Origin of the sequence: Bradyrhizobium sp. ORS 278, assembly GCF_000026145.1 — a bacterium.
In the GTDB taxonomy this organism is placed as follows: domain Bacteria; phylum Pseudomonadota; class Alphaproteobacteria; order Rhizobiales; family Xanthobacteraceae; genus Bradyrhizobium.
Genome location: NC_009445.1, coordinates 3,790,034 through 3,811,592 on the forward strand (window position 1 = coordinate 3,790,034; position 21,559 = coordinate 3,811,592).

A 21,559-nucleotide genomic window follows, 5' to 3' on the forward strand; every position below is an offset into this window, starting at 1 on the left:
GCTTGCCGCTGTGGCGGTCGGCTTCGGCGCAAACGCGCAGTGCGTTGCCTTAAAACGAGTGAGTAACGTACAGTGCTCGTGGTGGGGGAACATTGCAATGACAGCAGCGGCTGAGATCCAGAAGGACTCGCGGCGACCTGATGACGCCCGCAGCGACGAAGAAGTCAAGCGCACGTTCGAGGCTCTCTACGATCCACGAAGCTTGGGAAGCTGCTCTGATCCGCTCTTTCGGTTCATTTGTGAATACGACGATTTGGTTCAAGCGTTCTTTTTCACGGTGATAACGGCGGCGCACGTCGACGAAATGAGAGCAGTTACTGAGAAGGTCTTGGGAACGGTCAAAAATGCACTGAAAAATACCGGAGACGAGCAGCCGGAAGCTCAGCAGCCAGACACTCAAGCGCACTTTCGGGATGGCCCCACCTTCAAACGACTGCGTCGCTACTCGCCGTTGCTGTCTCGGAACATGGTAGTCGGTATGGCCAACAACTTCTTCAGCTACATTTCGGAGATGCTCCAACTCGTGTTGAGGCGTAAGCCGGAAGTGCTGCGTTCTAGCGAGCGCCTAACTAACGAAGAGGTCCTCCAGTTCACGCGGGTGAAGGAACTGGTGGCATATATGGCCGACAAAAAAGTCAACGAGTTGGCTTACGGCGGTCTCAAGGGGGTCGAAGATTATGTGAGGGATCGGCTAGGCATCGATTTATTCGCTAATGACGATGAGCGAGCGCGGCTTACGATCCTTGCCGAACTTCGGAACATTCACACGCACAACCGAGGGGTCGTGAACGAGGTATTTCTTAAGCGTGTCGGCAGAAAGTCGTACGCAGGTCTGGACTTCGCGCTTCATCAGAAGACCCACGTCGACTTTGACAGATTCGTAATGCTGTCCCGAAATGCAATCGAGGTCGCCATTCGACTAGATGTGGCGCTCGGTCGAAAATTTCATCTTCGACGGAGGCCATACACCAAAATTGCTCCTCAGGAGCCCGAAGGAGAAATCAATCTGATACAAGCTACTAGGCGGGCCTCGCGTAAGGCGCAGGATCGGAAAGCACGCAGTGGTGATGGCTGAATGATGAGAGGCGAGTGGTGAAGCTTGCCAGTCGTGCATCGCAAATGCGGCGCGCGATTGTAAGGACCCCTCAGCTTCTTTTGCCTTTCCCCAAACGACCCGAAGAGGTTTGGGGAATTCTGTTCGCCTTGTGATCTTCCAACTTGACGATCGCGCGCTTGCCGCCGCGGCGGCGGTCGGCTTCGCGGGTGTAGCGCTCGGCCTCGGCCAGCGTCATGTGGCCGAGGGCGGCCATGATCTCGTGAGCGGTCGCGCCGGCATCGGCCAGCATGCGGCCAAGCGTCTTGCGCAGCCCGTGCGGCTTGCAGTCGAGCGGCAAACCGGCAGCCGTCATCGCGTCGCGCATCCAGCCGGAGAAGCCATCGACCGAGAACGGCTTGCCCCACTCGGTCACCAGGATGGTGACGTGGCGGCGCGGTAGTGCGGCGAGCGCCTGGCACAACGAATCCGCCTGCTGCACCAGGACGGCGACATCGGTCTTGCGTCGCGTATACTCGAACACCTCGTTGTCGGCCTGCGTCCAGGTCGTGAGGTGAGTATCGGCGCGCGCGGTGCCGACGTTGAGCATCATCTCATAGGCGGCGCGCTGGCGCGTGCCAAAGGGCCAGCGCGCTTCGAAGGCCGCCAGCTCGTTGTCCGTCCACCCGCGGATCTCCTTCGACTTGCCGCGCTTGATGCCCTCGCTCGGATTGACCTTGAGCCACTTCAGCGCCTTGGCATGGCGGATCAGGATGCGCAGCTTCTTCAGCGTGTCGAGCCGGGCGCCGGGCTTGTTCGACAGCGGCTTGAGGATCTTCGCCTCGATGCGCTCGCGCGTGAGGCCGCCGACCGAGCGATGGCCGTGCGCGGCCCGCATCAACTCGAGCCGGCGGCGATAGCCCTCTTTGCTGGAGGCGCGAAGCGAACGAAATTCGTCGCTGTCGTAGTAGGAGGCGATGAGGGCGCCAAGCGATTGCGGTGCGTCCTGGCTCGGCGCAGGACGGGTCTGCGCGGCGCCCTGGATCGCAGCCTGGTAGGCAGCGCCGAATTCCTCGGAGGACGGATCTGGGAGCTTGACGCGCGGGCCCTTGCCGATTCGATAGGCGTAGTAGACGTGCCCCTTGACGACGTTGCGCTCGACGTTCGGGGGCAGCCTGCGCCGCATCAATCATCCCATCCAAAGTCGTCAGCCGGCACCATGCCGGTCTCGTCCTGGTCCGCCGGGCCGCCCTTGCGGGGCAGGCCGTCGACTGCGGCGTCCAGCTCTCGAACATCCCAAGCCCAGCGCCGCGGTGTCAACTCCCGTGCCTGCGGCATGCGGCCTTCGCTGACCATGACGTCGAAGGTCTTGGGCGAGACGCTGACATAGGCCGCAGCGGCCTCGCGGCCGATCAGCCGCGGGGGCAGGGTGGGCGGGAGCGCGACCTGGCGGGTCATCCCCGCGGCTCCGCGCGGTCCACGGGACGGTGATACGCCCGCACGGTCGGATTGCGCTCCCAGCTGTCGCGCGCGATGTCGCTGAGCTGGTCCCATGTCTTGCGCGGCATGCCTTCCTGGTGGCCGTCGCGCGGGCCGTAGTTCGGCTGCAGCGCGCAGTCGGCCTCATAGGCTAGCTGGCCGGGGGTCTTGCGGCCGTTGTTCACGGGGGCTGCAGAGGAACGCTTGCACATCTCGGTCACGGTGGCTCCATCTGGCTGAAATGAATGGGCCGCCTCAGGGGCGGCCTGAGGCGGCTGGGACATTGTGAGAGGGCGGGTCCCTCTCCGCAGCGCTATGGGACCATGGCGCCTCCTGTCGTGGTGGGAGCCGCGACCGCGATGACGCGGTCGCCGCGGATCTCGGCGCGGCGGCTGTCGACCAGGCGGGCCACGACCGCATCGGAAATGCGTTTCGTGCCCCAGCGCCAGCCGCCGCGCAGGCGCCGCTCGAAGGGGCTGAGTTCGAGCAGGCGAAGGTGGTCTGTGTGAACCTTGTAGCTCATGGTCAGCCGCCTGCGGGCTCCGGCGCGTTCAAGGCGGCGGCCACGGCGTCGAGCACGTGATCGAGGCTCGGCTGCATCTGCAGGGTTGGCGCGATGTCCATCGCGCGGACGCTGGCAATGATGACCGGCGGAAATGCCGGAAGGCGGCGCATGGCCGGCGGCAGATGGCGCTGCATCTGCCAGACGTGCAGCAAATGGTCGGCGTGCTGTTGAGGGGTCATGACCGAACTCTGAAAAAAGCGGCGGCCGGGCTTGTTATCGGAGGGCGGTCGACCCGGCCGCCAGTCAGGGAGGAACAGGTTAGAGCGCGGGGCCGGCGAGGCGCTGTGCCAGCGCGCGGGCGTTCCCGGCGTGCAGCTTGACCTGGGCGGCGGTGTAGCCGCGGCTGATCAGGTCGTTCTCGGTGATGCCGCCGCCGCTGGCTGCGCCTTCGCGCATGTCTTCGGCCATCTGCGCGATGATGGCGGCCTCGGTGCCCAGAGCGGCGCGCGGCGGGACGAGGGCGGTGCTGATGAAGCCGGCGATGGCAGGACGAGGCGGCACGCGGCTGGCGCGGCCGGGCAGTCGGTTGCAATAGCGGATGCGTCGCATTGGAAAATCCCCGTGGGTTGATCACGGGAGTATTTATGCGGCAATCGCAAATTCATTTCAACTTAATTTTGCGAGAATCGCAAAATCTAATCGGCGCTTTGGTTCGCGACCAAGGTTTCCAGCTTGCCGATCGGCATGGTTTAGAGATCCAGGAATGATCGTTTGACGCGTCCGACCACCATTCGCTCGGCTTCGGCTTTGGTCTTGAGATAGCGCGGCTCGTGGACGGGGTTTGTCGAAAGCGGCGCCAACCGCGGCGGATCCGGCTTCCACAGCTTGAAGGTGACCTCGCCTCGGTCGCAGAAGACGTATGCCTTATTCGAGACGAGGGTTCGGTCAGCCTTGTTGACGATGATCGTCGAACTCTCCGGCGAAATGCGGTCCATGGAATCGCCCCTGACCGTCAAGGCGATGAAATCGCCGCGACCGAGGTCGGCGAAGGCAAGCAGCGGCACCTGGTCGATGGGCAGTTGCGACATCGGCGCGGCTAGCTTGCCGGCCGGCACGGTATCGAGCAGGGGGACGCGCGTGATCTTGGCCTCGGTCCGGTCACGAATGTCCTTCGCCTTGCTGCGGGCCTCCTTGAGTCCGGGCGGCTCGTCCTCAAAGAACTCGGCCATGCCGATCAGCTCGGCCAGGGAGATCTCGCGGTTCTCCTTCGCGCCGTCCAGGTTGGTCATGCGGCTGATCGCGTCGGTGCGAATGCCCAGATGATTCGCCAGGGCGCTGCGGGCGCCACGGCCGCGCGCCTTGAGTTGTTCACTGAGCCAACGGCGCTGCTGTAGTTGTAAGTCCTTCATCCGCCTATCATTTGCGGAAATCGCAAGATCGTCTATCGCGGTTTTCGCAAATTCGTCTGGACAGGTATTTGCGATTATCGCAAGCATTGCGCCGCGATGATTCTCAACCCCGCAAAATCCGTGATCGACAAGGTGGGTGGCTACGCTGCGGCGGCCCGCATCGTCGGCAAGCACGTGACTGGCATCTACCGCTGGACCTATCCGGCCGAGCGCGGCGGGACCGGCGGCTTTGTCCCGCCCGCTGACGCTCTCAAGCTTCTCGATCATGCCCGCGCTGCCGGTCTCTCGCTGGAGCCTGCCGACTTCCTGCAGGCGCCATCTGTGGTTGCTGCTGAAGAGGGTGCGTCATGACCAGCAAGCTATCCGGTGGGAGCGCAAAGGCCAAATCAGGCCGTTTCCCCGACGGGAATCGGAATTGCCCCAAGGGGAATCCGATTTCGCCCGTTATGCAGAATGTGCGGGGCTCGCTCGGCGCGGTTAAGGCCGCGCAAGAGCTGCAGTTTTTGACCGGAGAGCCGCTCTCGATCTGCCAGAAATTGTTGTCCGGGCATCGCGTGGAAAATCGCGACATGCTGGTCGCGCTCTGCCAGACGCGGCTCGTCATCGACGCCGTCCTCGGCCTCATCGATCCGGACGTCAAAGACCCTACGGCGCGCGCGGTTCGCAAGGCGATGCGCAAGCTGAAGCTCGAATTGGAGCTGGCGCGCCTCGATCGGGAGGACGCCGAATGAGGGCGCAGCCAGAGCTGACGGCGCGCGGCGACGCCGCGGGGCTCGCTGACGAGGCCGTCATCGGCGCCGAGCAGGTCGCCTCGATGCCGCATGTGATGGAGCTGTCGGTCCGCGAGGACCTCGCGGTCCGTGTCCGCATCCGCGGGCTCGGCGGCCAAGTGCTCGTCGACGTCGCGATGACGGCAATGCGCGCGCTGCGCACCGCCGGGCTGTTCAAGCTGGCCGCCGAGCGCGCCGATCCGTCGCTGCTGCGTGACGTGCAACTCCGGGAGTTTGACCGATGAGCGCGCTGAAATCGATGTCGTTCAAGGCCAATTGCTCGAAGCTCGACGCTGTCCTGTCCGAGCTGCGCAACCTTCTGCCCGGGTTGCCTCCTGAGTTTGCCGATCGGGTCCCGCCGGTCGACCAGCTCTATCGGATCGAGACGGTCGTGGCCCGTAAGGGTGGCGTGATCGAAGTCTGGATCTTGCCGTCCAGCTCGCTCTACCGCGTCCTGGCGGATGCCATCGACGCTGCTGCGGAGCCGCGCCGATGACCATTGCTGCCACCGAGGGCCGCGAGCTGCTGCGCTCCTACGTCGAGCGGATCGAGCGCATCGTCGAGGAAATTCAGGCGCTCAAGGATGACCAGAAAGTCCTGTTCGCCGAAGCGAAGGCGCAGGGCATCGACACCAAGTCGATGCGCCGGATCATCAAGCGGCGGCAAAAGGACCAGGCCGAGCTGACCGAGCAGGAGTCGGTCGACGCCCTCTACATGCACGCGCTCGGCATGACCGCTGAGCACCCGCTGCATCAACAGGTGGCGGAGCTGGCGCAGACTGGGCTCGGCCGCGACCAGGTGATCGAGGCGCTGCAGCTGCTGATCCCGGTCAATGGCGAGATCATCGCCAGCGTCGGCGGCCAGCCGATGCGGCTGTGGCGCACGGCGGATGGCAAGTCGTTCGCCGAGGACTACGTGCCGCCGCTGTTCCAGGAGTTCATGAACAAGCGCAAGGCTTCGTGAGGGCTGGCCGTCATGATCCGCGAAGCCTTCAACCTTGCCCGGCATCAGATCGAGATCGAGACGGTCGACCTCCTCGATCTCTCCGCGACGCCGTGGCGCCGCATCATGCTGTCGGCGCGCGACAACGTCTGGTGTCTCGTCGATGCGGCCGATGCCGCCTGGCTGACCGAGACCGTCTGGAACGTGTCCTGGGGCTCGCGCACGCCTTGGCAGAAGTACGCCAAGCGCAATGTCGGGCCCGACCGGGCGACGGTGCGGATGCATCGCGAGATCATGATCAAGGCCGATCCGCGCTCGGACCGCTTCATGCGGACGCACGTCGTCGACCACATCAACGGCCAGACGCTCGACAATCGCCGCTGCAATCTGCGCTGGCTGACGCATCGCCAGAACTGCGGCAACCGCACCCCGCGCGAGCGCATCCCTTCACTCGATTCCATCGTCCTGCAGCTGCTGGCGGATCTCGGCCCGGCGCGGGAGCCTGCGGAGGTGCCGTTCTGATGAAGCAGCTTTCGTTTCATCCCTATGCCGATCTGTTTCCGCTGATCGAGGGCCAGGACTTCTACGATCTGGCTGAGGATATCCGCGTCAACGGGCTGCATGACCAGATCGATTTGATCGAGATCGAGGGCAGCTATCAGATCCTCGACGGGCGCAACCGTTACCGGGCGCTCGTCTGGATCATGTCGACGGGCGAGCGGCTCGGGCCGGGCTGGGGCATGCACGAAGGCAGGCTGCTGAATGCCGCCGACCTAGTGAGCGAGGACCAGCCCTGGCGCTCCTGGCTCTACGCTGACGGCGATGCCGACGACTACGGCGACCTGCTCGCCTACGTGCTGTCGAAGAACCTCAAGCGGCGCCAGCTCGACGAGAGCCAGCGCGCGATCGTCGCCGGCCGGCTCGCGAACATGCGGCAGGGGCACCGGACCGATCTTCAACCTTCTGCAAATTTGCAGAAGGTCTCGACGGCTGCCGCGGCGGAAGCCGTGAACGTCAGCGAGCGCTCGGCGGCAGCGGGCCGCAAGGTCGTGCAGTCGGCGCTCCCGGAGGTCGTTGCGGCGGTCGAGCGCGGCCAGCTCAAGGTCTCCGTGGCGGAGCAGATCGCCGCGCAGCCGGCCGAGCGCCAGGCTGAGATCGTGGCAGCGCTGCCGCGCGATGCCGAAGGGCGGCTGACGCCGGAGATCAAGAAGGCGCTGGCGCCGGTCATCAAGGAGATCCGCAAAGAGAAGATCGCGGCGAAGAAGGAAGTGCGAGCGGAGCGCGAGATCAAGCTCGGCCGCAAAATCCAGGCGCTGCCGGACAAGATGTTCGGCGTCGCGATCGAGGATTTCGAATGGGACCATGCGACGTGGTCCGCCGAGACCGGCACCGAGCGGCATCCGTCGATGCACTATGAGACGGCCGCCGAGGCGCGGACGCCTGAGGAAATCGTCGCGCGCTGCGCCGAGCGCTTCGCCTGCCTCGCCGATGACTGCATCCTGTTCAAGTGGACGACGATCCCGCACCTCGCGCTCGCCATCAAGGTGCTGGAGCTGCAGGGCTTCACCTACGTCACGCATCTGGTCTGGGACAAGCGCCGGATGGGTGAGGCGCGCGGCATGGGCTATTGGTTCACCGGCGAGCACGAGATCGTGCTGGTCGGCGTCCGCGGCAAGGTCGTGCCGCCGGCCACGGCGCATTTCCGGAGCGTGTTCACCGAGCCGGTCGGGGCGCATAGCGAGAAGCCGGACAACATTCACAGCATCATCGAATTCCACTGGCCGAACGTGCCGAAGGTGGAATTCAACGCGCGCCGTCGCCGGCCAGGCTGGGAAGCTTGGGGCTTCGATGCGCCCGACGATGCTCAGTTTGCGGACAGCGGCGAGTCCCCACATGCCGCAGATCAGCCAGCCCCGCCGAAGCCGCCTTCCGCGTCGGAAGATGGGATAGTCGAACCGGCTCCGGTCGACCAGGACCCCGAAGCCGACACCGTCGTTCCGCCGGCGGGCAGACCTGGCTCCGCATTCCCCGATCTCGAAATTCCGCCGTTCCTGCGCCGCACGTCGCAACAGGCCGAGATGGATCTCGCGCGCCGTGACCGGCTGCCGGGCGAGATCGTCGATGGCCATCTGCAGACGCGCCTGCCGCTGACGTCGGACGAGCTGGAGATGCAGACGGCGCTGCTCGCGATCGACGCGGGCGAGGCGATCGACAGCGGCATGGCGCGGCACCTGATCGGCGCCGGCCTCGCGCACGCGTCGACGAAGCGGATCTCGGTCACCGACGAGGGCCGCGCCTTCCTGGCGCAGCTGGTAGGTACGGCGCTCGCAGGCGCCGCGGAGGCGCGGGCATGAGCGACAAGATCCCGCTGCGGCAACAAATCGGCGCCATCAACGTCGAGATCCGCGAGCGCAAGGTCAAGCCAGGCATGAGCCGGTCGCAGGCGGAATACCACATCTCGCGGCTCGAAGCGGCCGCCGCGACCTTGGAATGGCTGCAGGCCAACGAGACGCGCATCAAGGGAGCGGTCGGCAATGGCTGAGATCCTCACCTGTCAGACGCTGACGCCGCGGCAGATGCGTCGCGTGATCCTGGAGTCACCCTATGCCGGCGACATCGTCCGCAACGTCGCCTATGCGCGCGCTTGCGTAAAAGACGCGTTGTTGCGCGGAGAGGCGCCGCTGGTCTCGCATCTGCTCTACACCCAGCCCGGTATTCTCGACGACAACGTCCAGCGCGAGCGCGCGCACGGCATCAATGCCGGCCACGCGTGGATGCATCTCGCCGACGCTGTCGTCGTCTATACCGACCGCGGCATCTCCGCCGGCATGGAGGCGGGCATCAGCATGGCACGCTTCAATGGCGTGCCCGTCGAGTACCGCAGTGGCATCACCTATCAGGTCGGCGGCGCGGACTATCTGGCGGGGTATCGCCGATGATCATCGTCCGCGTCGAGCTGCATTCCGCCGTGACGCGCCAAGTCACCGAGATTGCGCGAATGCGCATCTGCAATGTGGGCGGCACCCGCGAGCATGGCGATTACCGCGCGGAGACCTTCCGCGGCCGCTCGGCGCAGCAGCTGTCGCGGCTCATTCGGCAGCGGACTGCCGATGTCACCAAGTACCCGCGGCTTCGCGTGCACGTCTGGCACCTGGTTGCTCAGGCGCTCGTCGCGATGGGCTACATGGGCGCGGGCCATGCCGAGCAGCAATCGGATCTTCTGGAGGGGCAATGACCTCCGTCCGTCATCGCTGGGGCGACAAGGTTCGCTTTCCCCACAAGAGCGAGCGGCAGTGTGCCCGCTGCGAAATGGTGAAGGTCGGCCGGCACGAGGGGCAGGGCGGTCGCGATCTCTACTGGACCGAGTTCTGGCGCGATGAGGAGCGTATCGACGACGGCGGCCGCACGCCGCCATGCGACGCGCGCTGTGAGCAGGTGAAGGCAACGGGGGAACCATGGACACCAGAGGCACACGGCATCTCTCGGTAGATGAATTCATCGCGGCCGTGCGCGATGCCGAGCCTGGCGCGAGGATCATCTACGCGACCGGCGATCTCGCCTATAGCGCCGTGGGCGCGCCGGAGCTGCACGCCGTCCGCGCCAACGCGCAATTCTGCGCGCAGGCCAAGCAGGGCGTCCTGGTCCAGCGCCGTCGCCCCGATCTGCAGTTCCACGGCGCAGGCGGCGGCTGCTGCTTTGAGTATTTGTTCGTCAAGGCGAGGGGCAAGGCTGCCGAATGAGCGACGTGCTGATCGAGGCGCTCGCTCGCCCGGACGATGACGCCGCGCGCCTGGCCGACATCATCTGCCTGCTCGCGGTCCGCGGCGGCGAGCTGGGCGAGCTCGAAATGTATGGGGCCGCCGAGGGCCAGCCGCAGCCATTCAAGCGACTGCGCGGCGAGTGGCTGGAGCGGCTGGCCGTTGCCGTCGAGCGCGGCTCGCTGGCCCGTATGGCGCCTGAGCGCGTCGTCGAGATCCTGTTGCTGGGGCGGCCCTGAGCCCGCGCCTGCGTCCGTTCCGTGGCTTGCGTTATCTGACCTTCTGGAAGTGAGACCGACATGACTGCGCATCGCGAGAAGCGCCGAGCCCGGCACATCGCCTCCGACGAGGCCCATGCCTGGGCGCGCTCGCTGGATCTTCGAAACCCGAACGCGAAGAGTGTGCTTCGGTCGCTCGCGCTCTACGTCAATGGCGAGGCGCGATGCTTCGTCGGGCTTGAGCAGCTGGCGCTCGACACTGATCTGTCGGTCGACACTGTCAGGCGCCGCATGATCTGGCTGGAAGAGATCGGCGCCATCACGCGGATTGCGCAGTGGATTGACGATCGCGGCGTGCGCAACGGCGACGGCCGGGGCAAGCGCTCGACCGATCTCATCCTGCTGCATATTGACCGCGACGGCGATGAGATCGAAGCGCGCGCCTGGGGCGTCGTCGTGGAAAGCGAAGATAAATCAACGGCGATTAGCCCTAGCAGGCAGCAAGGGCTAAATCAGCCGCCGGAAACGGCTAGCCCTAGGCCAGCCCTCGGCCAGCCCTCGCACTGTTGCGACCACCTAAACTCTGAACCTGAACCTGAATCTCCCCCCTTACCCCCCTCCGGGGGGCGGGAGGCTGCTGACGCTTGTGACGAAAGCGAAGCGGAGCCGGAGCATTTCGGGCCTGCGTGGGCAGGCTATCCTGAGCACGAGGCGATGCGGCGGGATCTCGCGCTCGCCGAATTCCGCAGCCTGTCGGCGGACGATCAGAAGCTCTGCAGAGCGGCCGTGCCGGACTACGCGGCGCAGATCCGCAAGCTGAAATGGAAGCCGCGAGCGTTTCATCTCTGGGTTCGCTCAGGCGGCTTCCGTGAATTTCCGAACGCGAAGTTGCCCGACGAGCGGCCGCCACCGCCGGAGCGTCGGTTGATCCAGGGCGATGAGCTAGCCGGCTTCACGGTCGCGCTGCGCATCGCCGAGCGGCGTGATCCGGTGCTCGTCGCCGATCAGCAGCTCGGCCGCGGCGTCTGGCGCCTGATGCCCGTGCAGCCCGACCTGGTTGCGATGGCGGCGTTCGTCGACGACGCCGATCGCGACAGCTGGGAGATCGTCGCCGAGGGCTCGGAGCGCTTCGCGGCCTGGCGCGACCGGCTGAAGCTCTGGCTCGGCGTCGAGCCGAAGGCCGAACGTATCTGGCTCGAGCCGCACGATCCGGCCGTGCACGGCCTGTCGCCGCTGCATCCGAATTTCCGAGTCCGCAAATCCATCAACGGCTTTCGCGTCCCGCGGCCCTTTCCACCGCGCCGCGACGGCACATGGTCGCCAGCAGCAGGGGAGAACGCATGAACATGGGCTATCAGATTGGGGATTTCGTCGAGTTCGTGGATCTCGCCAAGCTCCACGCGCCAGAGGCGGCGCCAGTGCCGCAATGCTGGTACATCCTGCGCACGCATCCCCACTGCGAAGCGAAGGTGATGAAGGCTTTTCGCCTGCGGAATATCAGCGCGTACCTGCCTGTGATGACCGTGTCGAAGGAATTCCGGCGCATGCGCCGCGGCTTCGAATGGATCGAGCGTCGCGACGTGGTGTCGCCCTTGATCCTCGGCGCTGTGCTGATCCCGGATTTCGAAGAACGCTGGCAGTGCTGGCGTGGTGTCGACGGCGCGGTGGGACTGCTGCGGTTCGGCGAATGGACGCCGCGTCTTACGCCCAAGCTGTTTCAGGACATCAGGAAAATCGAGGACATCGCCAACACGCCGAAGAGCAAGCGGGCGCGCGCCTTCGAGGTCGGCCAGCTGGTTCGTGTGCTCAGCGGGCCGTTCCGTTACTTCAGCGCTCGCGTCGAGAGAATTGACTCAAGGGGCCGACTCAGTGTCGGTGCTGAGATATTCGGGCGCATCACTCCGATCGACATCGACGAGGGTGAAATCGAAGCGGTTGAAGCTTAGCGCGCATCATCTCTGGCGCTTGGTGCCAGGTGGCCAAGGTCACCAGGACGCTTCGAACGGAGCTAACCACTCCGGCGCATCTGCCACCAGCCAGAACGCTGGTTCGCGGAAAAAAGGTGGAATCTGCCCAAAGCCCGGTCTCGAGCCGGGCTTTCTCACATGTGTATACTGCCCCCATGGGGTAAATTCATTGCCCGTGAGAAGCTATCTGCGATGAAGTCGGCCTCACCGTCGTCGATGAATCTGGCAGGAGGCCAGCTCAGGTTTGTTTTGGGCAACGGCCAGATCTGTCGCATAGCATCGTTTTCGTTCACGATCGTTGTGCTACTAGATGTCGCCGCAGCCTGAATGAACAGCCGACCCATCCCGATGCTGGTGAAGTGCGTGTCCGGATGGAGTGACCCGGTCGGGTCTGGGTCCACACGACCCATGTGGTGGAACATGGCGAGGTTTCGCCACTTTGACCCTTGATAGTCGGCAATCCAAATTGACCAGGTTGGCGGTAATTCGAATTCCGCGTACATCCGCAGGCGTTCGCTGTCGGGAATGGCTATGTGATTGGGGTGCAGGTACTCGCCGACCATCACGGTCTTGCCGATCCACCCGGAAAGCACCTTGAGATCAAATGTCGAAATCGAGTGCGGCAATCCGTAGATCAGCGGACGCAGGATCGGTCGTGCGCGTGTTTCCATTCGGCTCATCCAGCCGCTGTTGCAGCCGGCGCAAACGAACGGCACTGTGGTTGTTCCGGAATGCCCTTGGCGAATTGCTCGGGTGGGCATCGAATAAACCTTTCCGCGCTTATCTTGTCCCCATCGCGTCAGGCCAATAGTGCGCGTGTCGCGGGCCGTTCGGGGGAAAGCTTCGCGGAGCCATTGAGCAAACAGGTGCTCCTTGGTTGTGCTAGGTGTCAAACAGAAGATGCAGCGGCGGGATGACATTGGAAGAGCCCCTTGCGGCATCGGCTCAGAGCAACGAAGCCGGTGCCTGCACTTCCACCAATCTAGGCAAACTGTTGGCGGTTCGCTCGCCCTTTGTGCAGCCTTGAGACAACGTATTGGAGGCCGGTAAGCGGCTTCCATTGTGCTGTTGGCCATGTCGCATCCTTGGAAAGCTTGGTACCGACTGGCGCGTTGGCAGCGGCTGCGTATGCAGGTATTCCTGCGCGACCTCTACACCTGCCAATGCGGCTGCGGACGTATCGAATCAAACACCTCGCTGCTCGTGTGCGATCACAAGATCCCGCACCGCGGCGACGAGCGCCTGTTCTGGAACGAGGCGAATCTGCAGACCCTGTTCAAGCCTTGCCATGACAAGCGCAAACAGCAGCAAGAGCAATCCTCTCTCCACACGCGCGGCATCTGGCACTGACCGCTGCAGCTCAGGGAGGGGGGTGGTGCAATCTCTAGCCACCCCATCTTCACGGACCGGCCCTTCTCTCACTCGCAGGTTTTTTTCGTCGTGGCTCTGAATTTTGATCTGTTTGGCGATCCGATCCCGGCTAACCATGGCAAACGGGGGCGGCCGGAGCATGTGCCGACATTGGAAAACAGGAATCGCGTCAACATGTTGTTGGCGTGCGGCTGGAGCAACGAGCGGATTGCCGGCGCACTGCGCATCACTGAGCCGACGCTGCGGAAGCATTATTTTTCGGAGTTGAAGCATCGGGCCGTCGCCCGCGACCGCCTCAACGCCGTTTTGCTGATGAAGGGCTTTGAGGCCGTGCAAGGCGGGAACGCGACCGCGATCCGGCTGTTCCTGCAGCTGATAGACCGCAATGATCTGATGCATTTCGGTCAGACGTTAAAGGCGACGGCTAAGCAGCCTGAGAAACCAGCGAAGCCGGAGAGGGTTGGCAAGAAAGCAGCCGCGCTCGCCGCTGCGCACCAGCCGGATGCAGGCACGCCGATGGGTGAGCTGATGGCTCGACGTCAGCAGCGCATAAACTAATGCCAAGACGCCGCAAGCGTCGTTGACAGCTAGATATTGAAGTTGATTTCGCGCAGCTGTTCGCAGGCGCCGTCAAATCCAGGAAACATAGATCCGGCAGTTATGCCCATTAATTGCAGTTCCTGGATGATCTGCGGTCGCTCGGAAAGTGGTAGGTCGATTACCTCCAGATAGGTCTTTCCGTTTCGAGTCTCGATGAATTTTATGAACTCTTCTATGTCGTCAACGTTTGTAACGGTCGAAAGTGCTTGCTGAGGCACCATGCGACGATTCTCAATGGCTAACGGATCTAACAAGGAGAAATGTGGGAGAGTTGCCGTGACTAAGTGTGATCTAGCGACATCTTTTTGCCATTCGCGCCGATCGAATATGAATATACGCGCATTGCCGTCGTCCGCTCTCCTCCTTCGAAAAGCAAAATAGGCAGCAATGAAAGGCGATCGTGTCCAATCAAGAAGTGGAGTAGGATAGCCGTGATGTTGCACCAAGTTGCAAAAAGCCGCGTACTCAAGCTCGTCCTTTAGGTTGAAATGATGTTCAGTCAAGCTGCTCAGGTGCGCGTGTAACTGGTTGATATCGCTCCTTATAAACCGCATAAGATCGGACCGTCCGGAACGATGAAAGAAAGTGCGCAGGCGCCAAGTATTGCTTTCTTGGCCTCTATAAACATACCGGGCCGGATCCCTCTCTAGAGCATACCTTTTGAAGGAAGCCCAATCATTCACTGTCGAGAGCGGCTGACGTTCAGGCGGTCGACCACCGTCCGATAGTAAGAGGTTGGCCGTACCCTTACCCGCCGAGGCGCTGTGAAACTGGATCTCCAGCCCAATTCCGGGTTCGAACGACCAGATCGTAGTTAGCAAGGGATCGAATGGAGCGCCCTTGTAATTGTCTTTGACTGCGTCCCAAGGAACTATAGTCCCATTGCTGGTGATGATCTCGATGGGTATCTGCAGTGCGAAGCTGCGCGACTTATCCTTCGTTCGAATTCGGCCAGCGACTCCAGGCACTCCCGGCGCTCTGGAGAAGACGTACGCCATGCCATCATAGTGGTCGCCGAGATCGTCAAGTTCAATTGTGACTGTGCCCTCGTTATCCCCTTTGAAACTCCCAAACCATTGACCGCGCATAGCTGCACCCGACCTAACTGTTGGATCAGACAGGTTAAGATCGCCCGATATGGTGCGATAGTAGTCGAAAAAGAATCCGAATCAAACTCAACCTCTGGAGGGGCTGCTGTTGAGCTTCCCGCGCGACAAGAGTTGCTGGGACACCTCCTGCCCAGATTGGGAAGATCGCATCCGCAACGGGCGCTCGCTGCTGCCGGATCTGCCGTTGTTCGCCGATGAGGCCGACATGGGGCTGGCGTTCTTCGACGAGCTGAAGCTGCCGGACGTGCCGGGGACGCCGCGCCTCGGCGATGCCGCCGGCCAATGGTTCCGCGACCTGGTCCGCGCCGTGTTCGGCTCCTGGGATCCGGTCAACAGGGTCCGCATGATCCGCGATTTCTTCGCGCTCGTGCCGAAAGGATCGTCGAAAACGACCTATTCGGCGGCGCTGATGATCGTCGCGATGCTGATGAATTTCCGGCCGCGTGGCACCGCGCTGTTTCTCGGCGAGACGCAGGCCGTCGCCGATCGCGCCTATGAGCAGGCGGTCGGCATGATCGAGGAATCGCCGGATCTGCGGCGCCGCTTCAAGCCGCGTGACTACGACAAGACGATCGAGGACCTGGTCACCAAGTCCGAGATCATGATCGCGAGCTTCGATCTGAAGATCCTGACCGGCGCGATGGCTCTCATCTTCGTTCTGCTCGACGAGCTGCACCTGCTCGGCAAGCGCGCGCACACCTCGCGCGTGCTGCGCCAGATCCGCGGCGGTCTCGACAAGACCGAGGAGGGCGTGCTGGTCATCACCACGACGCAGAGCGATGAGGCGCCGGCCGGCGCGTTCAAGAGCGAGCTGAAATTCGTTCGGAACGTGCGCGACGGCCTCTACCGGGGCAAGATCATCCGTCCGACCTTGCCGCTGCTTTACGAACTGCCTCGCGACATCGCGACATTGACGCGCGAGGAACGCAAGCACGGCGTCGAGCCGCGCTGGATGGATCCCGCCGTCTGGCCGATGGTCATGCCGAACATCAACCGTCCCATCACGGTCGCGTCGATGCTGGCCGATTTTGCCAGCGAGCGCGAGAAGGGTGCGGACGCCGTCAGCGTTTGGGCCTCGCAGCATCTTAATATCGAGATCGGCACCGGCACGAACGACGACGGCTGGTCCGGCGCCGATCTTTGGGACGCGCAGGCTGACGAGACGCTCGATTTGGAGGCGCTTCTGGAGCGCTCCGAGGTGGTCGTGATCGGCGTCGACGGTGGCGGCCGCGATGATCTGCTCGGCCTGGCCGTTATGGGCCGCGAGAAGGGCACGCGCCATTGGCTGTCCGTCTGTTACGGCTGGGCCGATCCGATCGTGCTGGAGCGGCGCAAAGAAATTGCCGCGCATCTCGACGACTTCGAGAAGGAGGGGACGTTCTCGATCCTTCCGGTCGCCGAGGCGCTGGCCGAGCTGACCAGTCTCGTCGCCTGCATCAAGGCGTCGGGCCTGTTGCCTGAAAAAAACGCGGTCGGCATCGATCCGAACCGCGCCGCGGCGCTGTTCGAAGCGCTGTTCGCGGGTGGCATTACCGAGGACATGATCCGCCGGCTGCTGCAGGGCCCGGCGCTCGCGCCCGCGGTGTACGGCCTCGATCTCAAGCTCGCCGATGGGACGTATTTCCACGCCGACCAGGCGCTGATGACCTGGGTCGTTGGCAACGCCAAGGTTGAGCAGCGCGGCAACGCCGACATGATCACCAAGCAGGTCGCCGGGCGCGCCAAGATCGACCCGCTGATCGCGCTGCTGCAGGCCACGATCCTGATGAGCTGGAATCCTCAAGCCGGTCTGCTGGTGACCGGCTCCGACATCCTGATGGTGGTCTGATGGGACTTCGTTCCGGCCTTGGATGGGCGCTGCGCGGCATGGCCAGCGTGCTCGATAGCGCGATGGACCATAGCGACGTCTGGGGCGAGCATTGGTGGGGCGGCGGATATCCCTCGATCGCGGGCGTCGTCGTCAACGATGAGCGCGTGTCGCAGCTCGCGGCCGTGCAGTCGGTGCGCCAGGGCTTGTCCTCGGCGATGTCATCGCTGCCGGTGACGGTGTTCCGCAAGGGCGCAGACGGCGCGCGCGAGGCGCTGCCGCAGCATCCGATTTCCCGGCTGCTCGGCTGCCGTCCGAATGCGCGCCAGACCCCGGCCGAATTCATCGGCGAGCTGGCGTGGCATGTCTCGTACTATCGCAACGGCTATTGCCGCGTCATTCCGGGCGAACCCGGCGCCGATGACTACGCGGCCGGCTCGCTGGAGATCCTGCATCCCAAGCGCTTTGCCAAGCTGGAGCGCGGCATCGACGGGCATCTGTACTACACGTTCAATCCGCCGCGGACGATCGTGCAGGGCGCTCAGATCGCGACCGAGACCTATCGCGACGACGAGATCTGGCACATTCGCGGTAACCCGCTGCAGGAGGACGGGCTGCTCGGCGAGCCGATCTGGGCAACCGCCAAGCAAGTGTTTGCCCGTGCCATCGCCGTGCACGAATACGGCGACATCTGGTTTGCGAACAACGGCCAGTCCGGCGGCGTGATCAAGCATCCCGGCACGTTCAAGGACAAGGCCGATCGCGACGTGTTTCTCGACAATTGGCGCGCGATGGGCACCGGACGCAACCGGCATCGCGACCGTCTACTGACCCATGGCGTCGATTACACGCCTATCAAGGTCACCAACGCCGAGGCGCAGCTGCTGGAGACCGAGAAGGCCAGCGACATCGACGTGTTTGGCCTGTGGTCCTATCCGCCGCACCTTGCCGGCCGGCTCGATCGGGCGACGTTCTCGAACATCGAACAGCAGTCGCTGAATTTCGTCGTCTACTGCCTGGCGCCGCTTGCCATTGCGATCGAGCAGGGCGCCGAGCGCGATTTCCTCGGCGGCCAGGATGCGGAGCTGTTCATCGAATTCAACTTCGCCGGACTGCTGCGCGGGGACCTGCTGAATCGCTATCGCGCCTATCTGATCGGCCGACAGGGCGAATGGCTCTCGGCGAACGACATCCGGCGCTTCGAAAACATGTCGCCGCGCACGGATGAAGGCGGCGACGACTACACCAATCCGCAGACCAAGAGCGGGGCGGCTGGCGCGGCCGATGGCGCCGGCAGCGATGACGGCGACGGTGCCGACAACGAGAACAAGCCGAGCAAGGATTGAGCGCCATGGCGAAGGACAAGCACCTGCAGAAGGTCATCGCGCAGATCTCCGCGATCGACCCCGTTGTGGCGCTCGATTTGGAGGCGCTGACCGGCTGCCTCGCGCGGGCGATTGCCCGCGAGGAACAGCGCGCCGCGGCCGTGGCCAGTGTGCCGACGCAGCCGAGCAAGATCGCGCTGATCTCGGTCTCCGGCCCGCTGACGCCGAGGGGCAGCTGGTACGGCTCCTCGCTCGCTCAGATCGCGGCGCAGGTCGCGCGCGCGGCCGCTGACGCCGATGTCGGCAGCATCATCCTCGACGTCGACAGTCCTGGCGGCACCGTCGCCGGCACCGCGGAGGCAGCGGCGGCAGTCGCCGAGGCCGCACAAAGGAAACCGTGCGTTGCCTGCGTCAACACGCTGGCCGCCTCTGCCGCCTATTGGATCGCCTCGCAGGCCTCTGAGATCGTCATGACGCCATCCGCCGACGTTGGCTCGATCGGCGCGATGGTGATGCACGTCGACTACTCCAAGGCGCTCGAAGATGCCGGTATCACGGTGACCATGATCCGCTCGGAACAGTCGCCGAAGAAGAACGAGGCGCATCCGTTTGGCCCGCTGTCGGACGAGGCACGCGCCAACCTGCAATCGCGCGTCAACGATGCCGGCGCCGATTTCATCCGCGCCGTCGCCTCCGGCCGGCGTGTGACGCAGTCGAAAGTGAAGGAAGATTTTGGCCAGGGCCGCATGTTCGGCGCACGCGAGGCGGTTGCCCGCGGTATGGTTGACCGCATTTCAACGTTCGATGAATTAGTATCGAGGCTGAGCATGACAAAGAGGTCGGCAATGATCGGCAATCGCCGCCGCTCCTCGTTCACCTTCGAATGATCGTCGAGCGTCTTTGATGGGACCTGATGTAAACGAGTTGCGTGAAATAGACAAAGATATAAACTGAAGTTATTAGCAGCGGGGTCATGGAGGCGGCAATTGGGACATGTAATTGATGTCGCGATTAATTTGTTTATCCTAGTTGCTGGCAGCCTAGCGTTGCGCGAAAGACATTCGCGTGAACTCTATATCTTATGGTACATATTCTCCGGTTTTTTTCTCGTGTTTCTAGCAGTAGAAGTGCGAGCGCTGCATTCAGGGAAAGATATTTTAGATCTATTTGGTCAGTACGATTATATTTATCTCGCTCTCACTGATTTCGATGACGAACTGTTGTTCGCGTCCGGCCTGTTATACCTCGGAGTTGGACCGCAGATATTGGCATATGTTCTTGCGGGCCTTTTTGGGTGCGCATCACCGCCTCAATTTGTACGAAAAATTGGAAGCGCCGCTATTCTTAGCTTGGTGAAATTTCTAATCGGAGCCGGCGGAATTGGACTCGGCACATCGGTTGGGTACGCTTATTTTGACGGTGTTGGTGATTTCTTTAGGTGGGGTTTTCCCGGAGCATTGAACTACGTTGGCTTCGGATTTCTCCTTGCGGGTTTTCACTACAATCCATCGGGAACATTGATGCGGGTTCTTCGCCCGGCGGCGCTGGTCAGAAAAGCCGCTTCGCAATTCTTGGAGAAACGAGGCCTTGTATGGCCGAAACGCAGGCGATTGGATCTGTCGTTAGTTGATCAATTTGCGCGAGTCAGCCTCCCCCGATGGCTGACGAGGTGCTCTCGCCACGAGGTATTCGTTAGCGAAGCGCCCGAGAGCGATAAATAGTCATAAGCCAATCCATGCCAAAGTACCGAAAGCCATCGTTAAATGTAGTAGCGTCGGATCCGTTCTGAAAACTGACTGCATTAAGCAGTGTCCCCTATTCCCGAGCATTCTGCATCCGCCCGGACCGCAGGATGTATCGCATCTGCGTCGTCCGGGCTCCCCTCATAATCTTCTAAACAGGAGTTGCGATCCCATGAAGGATCTCAAGAAACTGCGCGCGTCCCGTGCCGAGAAGGCCAGGCTCGGCAAAGGCAAGCTCGACCGTCTCAATGCGCTGCTCGACAAGGCCGATCTGACCGAGGCCGAGCAGGCCGAGCTGACCAAGCTGGAGGGCGAGGTCGATGCGCTCGAGGCCGAGGTCAAGCAGCTGGATTCCGAGATCGCGGCCGAGGAGAGAAAAGCCTCGCGCGCCCGCCTGTTCGGCGCCACGGCGCTCGGCGGCCCGGCTCTCGCGACCGTCGTGAACGACAGCGATCCGGCCCGCACCGCGGGCTTCAAGAATCTGGCCGAGTTCGCCGTCGCCGTGCGCAATTTCCAGGTTGCCGGCATCGCGGATCCGCGCATCACCGGTGCTGCCTCCGGCTATCAGCAGAACCAGGGGTCGTCGGGTGAGGGTGTGCTGGTCCCGACCGAATGGCGCGAGCAGATCTGGAGCCTGGTGTTTGCCGACAATGATCTGCTCGGTTTCTGCAATCCAGAACCGACGCAGGGCAACACGGTCGGCATCGTCAAGGATGAGACCACGCCGTGGGGTGCCGCGGGTGTCCAGGCGGCTTGGCGCTCGGAAGGCACGCAGATGATCGCCAGCAAGGCAGCCCTGACGCCTGAGATCCTGCAGCTGCACGAGCTGTATGCGTTCGTGCTCGCGACCAACGAGGTGCTCGATGACGCGCCGCGGCTGCAGAACCGCATCACGGTCCAGGCCGCGCGCGCGATCCGCTGGAAGCTGTTCGAAGCCGTGTGCTTCGGCGACGGCAACGGCAAGCCGCTCGGCTTCATGGCGTCCCCGGCGCTGGTGACGGCGCCGGCGGAAGGCGGCCAGTCGGCCGGCACCATCGTGACCGCCAACATCCTCAAGATGATGGCGCGGCTGTTCGAAATGCCCGGCGGAAATCCGATCTGGCTCGCCAACCGCGACACGATTCCGCAGCTCGGCACCATGACCATCGGCAACAATGCCGCCTTCCTGCCGGTCAACCAGGCGCTGACCGGTTCGCCGTTCAAGAATACGCTGGCCGGCGACCCGCTGTTGTTCAACGAGCATTGCCAGACGGTCGGCACGACCGGCGACATCGTGCTGGCCGATCTCTCCGGCTATGCGCTGGCGACCAAGCAGGGCGGCGGCATCGACTTCGCGGCGTCGATCCATCTGTTCTTCGACCAGAACCTGACCGCCTTCCGCTGGATCATCCGTGCCGGCGGCCAGCCCTATCTGTCGAAGCCGGTCCAGCCGGCCAAGGGTGCGACTGCCAAGTCGCATTTCGTGGCGCTCGCCGCTCGCTGATGACACCTCCGGCCGCGCGCCGACCGGCGCGCCGTCTTTCG

Annotated in this window: 32 protein-coding genes; 23 read left to right on the forward strand and 9 right to left on the reverse strand. The window is 63.2% G+C overall.

Annotated elements, in window-relative coordinates; all coding sequences use genetic code 11:
- Window positions 1-97 precede the first annotated feature (97 nt).
- Complete coding sequence (locus BRADO_RS16810; RefSeq protein ID WP_011926522.1) at window positions 98-1,075, forward strand: hypothetical protein; 978 nt, start codon at window positions 98-100, stop codon at window positions 1,073-1,075.
- Window positions 1,076-1,145: 70 nt separating this feature from the next.
- Here the strand turns inward: BRADO_RS16810 and BRADO_RS16815 are convergent, their stop codons facing one another.
- The 7 genes from BRADO_RS16815 to BRADO_RS33315 all read right to left on the reverse strand — a co-directional run bounded on the left by BRADO_RS16815 (window position 1,146) and on the right by BRADO_RS33315 (window position 4,426).
- Complete coding sequence (locus tag BRADO_RS16815; protein WP_244422831.1) at window positions 1,146-2,219, reverse strand: tyrosine-type recombinase/integrase; 1,074 nt, start codon at window positions 2,217-2,219, stop codon at window positions 1,146-1,148.
- Window positions 2,219-2,491, reverse strand: a complete 273-nt coding sequence (locus BRADO_RS16820) for an AlpA family transcriptional regulator (RefSeq protein WP_011926524.1) — start codon at window positions 2,489-2,491, stop codon at window positions 2,219-2,221. The genes BRADO_RS16815 and BRADO_RS16820 overlap by 1 nt, the downstream gene beginning before the upstream one ends.
- Window positions 2,488-2,733, reverse strand: a complete 246-nt coding sequence (locus BRADO_RS16825) for a hypothetical protein (RefSeq protein WP_011926525.1) — start codon at window positions 2,731-2,733, stop codon at window positions 2,488-2,490. The genes BRADO_RS16820 and BRADO_RS16825 overlap by 4 nt, the downstream gene beginning before the upstream one ends.
- 92 nt (window positions 2,734-2,825) lie before the next feature.
- A complete protein-coding gene (locus BRADO_RS16830; protein WP_011926526.1) occupies window positions 2,826-3,035 on the reverse strand; it encodes a hypothetical protein in 210 nt (69 codons plus the stop codon).
- Window positions 3,036-3,037: 2 nt separating this feature from the next.
- Window positions 3,038-3,256: a hypothetical protein gene (locus BRADO_RS16835; protein WP_157872576.1), complete on the reverse strand. Its 219-nt coding sequence runs from the start codon at window positions 3,254-3,256 to the stop codon at window positions 3,038-3,040.
- Window positions 3,257-3,335: 79 nt separating this feature from the next.
- The gene (locus tag BRADO_RS16840; RefSeq protein ID WP_041756610.1) at window positions 3,336-3,626 is read right to left on the reverse strand and encodes a hypothetical protein; all 291 of its coding nucleotides are present in this window, start codon (window positions 3,624-3,626) and stop codon (window positions 3,336-3,338) included.
- Window positions 3,627-3,766: 140 nt separating this feature from the next.
- Window positions 3,767-4,426, reverse strand: a complete 660-nt coding sequence (locus tag BRADO_RS33315; RefSeq protein WP_011926529.1) for a S24 family peptidase — start codon at window positions 4,424-4,426, stop codon at window positions 3,767-3,769.
- 96 nt (window positions 4,427-4,522) lie between these two features.
- On the opposite strand from BRADO_RS33315, the gene BRADO_RS16855 reads away from it, so the two are divergent.
- From BRADO_RS16855 to BRADO_RS33320, 15 genes are read left to right on the forward strand one after another with little or no spacing between them, the layout of a single operon-like run.
- Complete coding sequence (locus BRADO_RS16855) at window positions 4,523-4,777, forward strand: hypothetical protein (RefSeq protein WP_011926530.1); 255 nt, start codon at window positions 4,523-4,525, stop codon at window positions 4,775-4,777.
- Window positions 4,774-5,157, forward strand: a complete 384-nt coding sequence (locus BRADO_RS16860) for a hypothetical protein (protein ID WP_157872577.1) — start codon at window positions 4,774-4,776, stop codon at window positions 5,155-5,157. Before BRADO_RS16855 ends, BRADO_RS16860 begins: the two co-directional genes overlap by 4 nt.
- Window positions 5,154-5,441 carry a hypothetical protein gene (locus BRADO_RS16865; RefSeq protein ID WP_011926532.1) on the forward strand — a complete coding sequence of 96 codons (288 nt, stop codon included), beginning with the start codon at window positions 5,154-5,156 and terminating at the stop codon, window positions 5,439-5,441. Before BRADO_RS16860 ends, BRADO_RS16865 begins: the two co-directional genes overlap by 4 nt.
- A complete protein-coding gene (locus BRADO_RS16870) occupies window positions 5,438-5,692 on the forward strand; it encodes a hypothetical protein (RefSeq protein ID WP_011926533.1) in 255 nt (84 codons plus the stop codon). The genes BRADO_RS16865 and BRADO_RS16870 overlap by 4 nt, the downstream gene beginning before the upstream one ends.
- Window positions 5,689-6,159 carry a DUF2312 domain-containing protein gene (locus BRADO_RS16875; protein ID WP_011926534.1) on the forward strand — a complete coding sequence of 157 codons (471 nt, stop codon included), beginning with the start codon at window positions 5,689-5,691 and terminating at the stop codon, window positions 6,157-6,159. Before BRADO_RS16870 ends, BRADO_RS16875 begins: the two co-directional genes overlap by 4 nt.
- A 12-nt stretch (window positions 6,160-6,171) precedes the next feature.
- Window positions 6,172-6,660 (forward strand): HNH endonuclease, encoded by a 489-nt coding sequence (locus tag BRADO_RS16880; protein WP_011926535.1) that lies wholly within the window; start codon window positions 6,172-6,174, stop codon window positions 6,658-6,660.
- Complete coding sequence (locus BRADO_RS16885) at window positions 6,660-8,492, forward strand: MT-A70 family methyltransferase (RefSeq protein ID WP_011926536.1); 1,833 nt, start codon at window positions 6,660-6,662, stop codon at window positions 8,490-8,492. Before BRADO_RS16880 ends, BRADO_RS16885 begins: the two co-directional genes overlap by 1 nt.
- Window positions 8,489-8,680 carry a hypothetical protein gene (locus tag BRADO_RS16890; RefSeq protein ID WP_011926537.1) on the forward strand — a complete coding sequence of 64 codons (192 nt, stop codon included), beginning with the start codon at window positions 8,489-8,491 and terminating at the stop codon, window positions 8,678-8,680. The genes BRADO_RS16885 and BRADO_RS16890 overlap by 4 nt, the downstream gene beginning before the upstream one ends.
- Entirely contained in the window at window positions 8,673-9,077 is a 405-nt protein-coding gene (locus BRADO_RS16895; RefSeq protein ID WP_011926538.1) for a hypothetical protein, read from the forward strand. Before BRADO_RS16890 ends, BRADO_RS16895 begins: the two co-directional genes overlap by 8 nt.
- Window positions 9,074-9,373, forward strand: a complete 300-nt coding sequence (locus BRADO_RS16900) for a hypothetical protein (RefSeq protein WP_011926539.1) — start codon at window positions 9,074-9,076, stop codon at window positions 9,371-9,373. Before BRADO_RS16895 ends, BRADO_RS16900 begins: the two co-directional genes overlap by 4 nt.
- A complete protein-coding gene (locus BRADO_RS16905; protein ID WP_050781011.1) occupies window positions 9,370-9,627 on the forward strand; it encodes a hypothetical protein in 258 nt (85 codons plus the stop codon). The genes BRADO_RS16900 and BRADO_RS16905 overlap by 4 nt, the downstream gene beginning before the upstream one ends.
- Window positions 9,594-9,878 (forward strand): hypothetical protein, encoded by a 285-nt coding sequence (locus tag BRADO_RS16910; protein ID WP_011926540.1) that lies wholly within the window; start codon window positions 9,594-9,596, stop codon window positions 9,876-9,878. The genes BRADO_RS16905 and BRADO_RS16910 overlap by 34 nt, the downstream gene beginning before the upstream one ends.
- Entirely contained in the window at window positions 9,875-10,135 is a 261-nt protein-coding gene (locus BRADO_RS16915; protein WP_011926541.1) for a hypothetical protein, read from the forward strand. Before BRADO_RS16910 ends, BRADO_RS16915 begins: the two co-directional genes overlap by 4 nt.
- Before the next feature lie 60 nt (window positions 10,136-10,195).
- Entirely contained in the window at window positions 10,196-11,458 is a 1,263-nt protein-coding gene (locus BRADO_RS16920) for a hypothetical protein (RefSeq protein WP_011926542.1), read from the forward strand.
- Window positions 11,455-12,060: a transcription termination/antitermination protein NusG gene (locus BRADO_RS33320; protein WP_011926543.1), complete on the forward strand. Its 606-nt coding sequence runs from the start codon at window positions 11,455-11,457 to the stop codon at window positions 12,058-12,060. Before BRADO_RS16920 ends, BRADO_RS33320 begins: the two co-directional genes overlap by 4 nt.
- A 155-nt stretch (window positions 12,061-12,215) precedes the next feature.
- Here the strand turns inward: BRADO_RS33320 and BRADO_RS16930 are convergent, their stop codons facing one another.
- Window positions 12,216-12,842, reverse strand: a complete 627-nt coding sequence (locus BRADO_RS16930) for a hypothetical protein (protein ID WP_157872578.1) — start codon at window positions 12,840-12,842, stop codon at window positions 12,216-12,218.
- A gap of 367 nt (window positions 12,843-13,209) precedes the next feature.
- Between BRADO_RS16930 and BRADO_RS16935 the strand changes: the two genes are divergently transcribed.
- Both BRADO_RS16935 and BRADO_RS16940 read left to right on the forward strand, forming a co-directional pair.
- Window positions 13,210-13,431, forward strand: coding sequence for an HNH endonuclease (locus BRADO_RS16935; protein WP_244422832.1), 222 nt, complete (start codon window positions 13,210-13,212; stop codon window positions 13,429-13,431).
- Between the two features lie 90 nt (window positions 13,432-13,521).
- Complete coding sequence (locus BRADO_RS16940; protein ID WP_011926546.1) at window positions 13,522-14,010, forward strand: hypothetical protein; 489 nt, start codon at window positions 13,522-13,524, stop codon at window positions 14,008-14,010.
- 29 nt (window positions 14,011-14,039) lie between these two features.
- Here BRADO_RS16940 and BRADO_RS34105 read toward each other — a convergent pair whose 3' ends face one another.
- The gene (locus tag BRADO_RS34105) at window positions 14,040-15,140 is read right to left on the reverse strand and encodes an FRG domain-containing protein (protein WP_011926547.1); all 1,101 of its coding nucleotides are present in this window, start codon (window positions 15,138-15,140) and stop codon (window positions 14,040-14,042) included.
- Between the two features lie 109 nt (window positions 15,141-15,249).
- Here BRADO_RS34105 and BRADO_RS16950 point away from each other — a divergent pair, with 109 nt between their 5' ends.
- From BRADO_RS16950 to BRADO_RS16965, 5 genes are all read left to right on the forward strand, one after another.
- Window positions 15,250-16,989: a terminase TerL endonuclease subunit gene (locus tag BRADO_RS16950; protein WP_011926548.1), complete on the forward strand. Its 1,740-nt coding sequence runs from the start codon at window positions 15,250-15,252 to the stop codon at window positions 16,987-16,989.
- Window positions 16,989-18,314 (forward strand): phage portal protein, encoded by a 1,326-nt coding sequence (locus BRADO_RS16955; protein WP_011926549.1) that lies wholly within the window; start codon window positions 16,989-16,991, stop codon window positions 18,312-18,314. The genes BRADO_RS16950 and BRADO_RS16955 overlap by 1 nt, the downstream gene beginning before the upstream one ends.
- 5 nt (window positions 18,315-18,319) lie before the next feature.
- Window positions 18,320-19,180, forward strand: a complete 861-nt coding sequence (locus tag BRADO_RS16960) for a S49 family peptidase (protein WP_157872579.1) — start codon at window positions 18,320-18,322, stop codon at window positions 19,178-19,180.
- 99 nt (window positions 19,181-19,279) lie between these two features.
- Entirely contained in the window at window positions 19,280-20,014 is a 735-nt protein-coding gene (locus BRADO_RS35035) for a hypothetical protein (protein ID WP_157872580.1), read from the forward strand.
- A gap of 193 nt (window positions 20,015-20,207) precedes the next feature.
- Window positions 20,208-21,518: a phage major capsid protein gene (locus BRADO_RS16965; RefSeq protein WP_011926551.1), complete on the forward strand. Its 1,311-nt coding sequence runs from the start codon at window positions 20,208-20,210 to the stop codon at window positions 21,516-21,518.
- Window positions 21,519-21,559 lie beyond the last annotated feature (41 nt).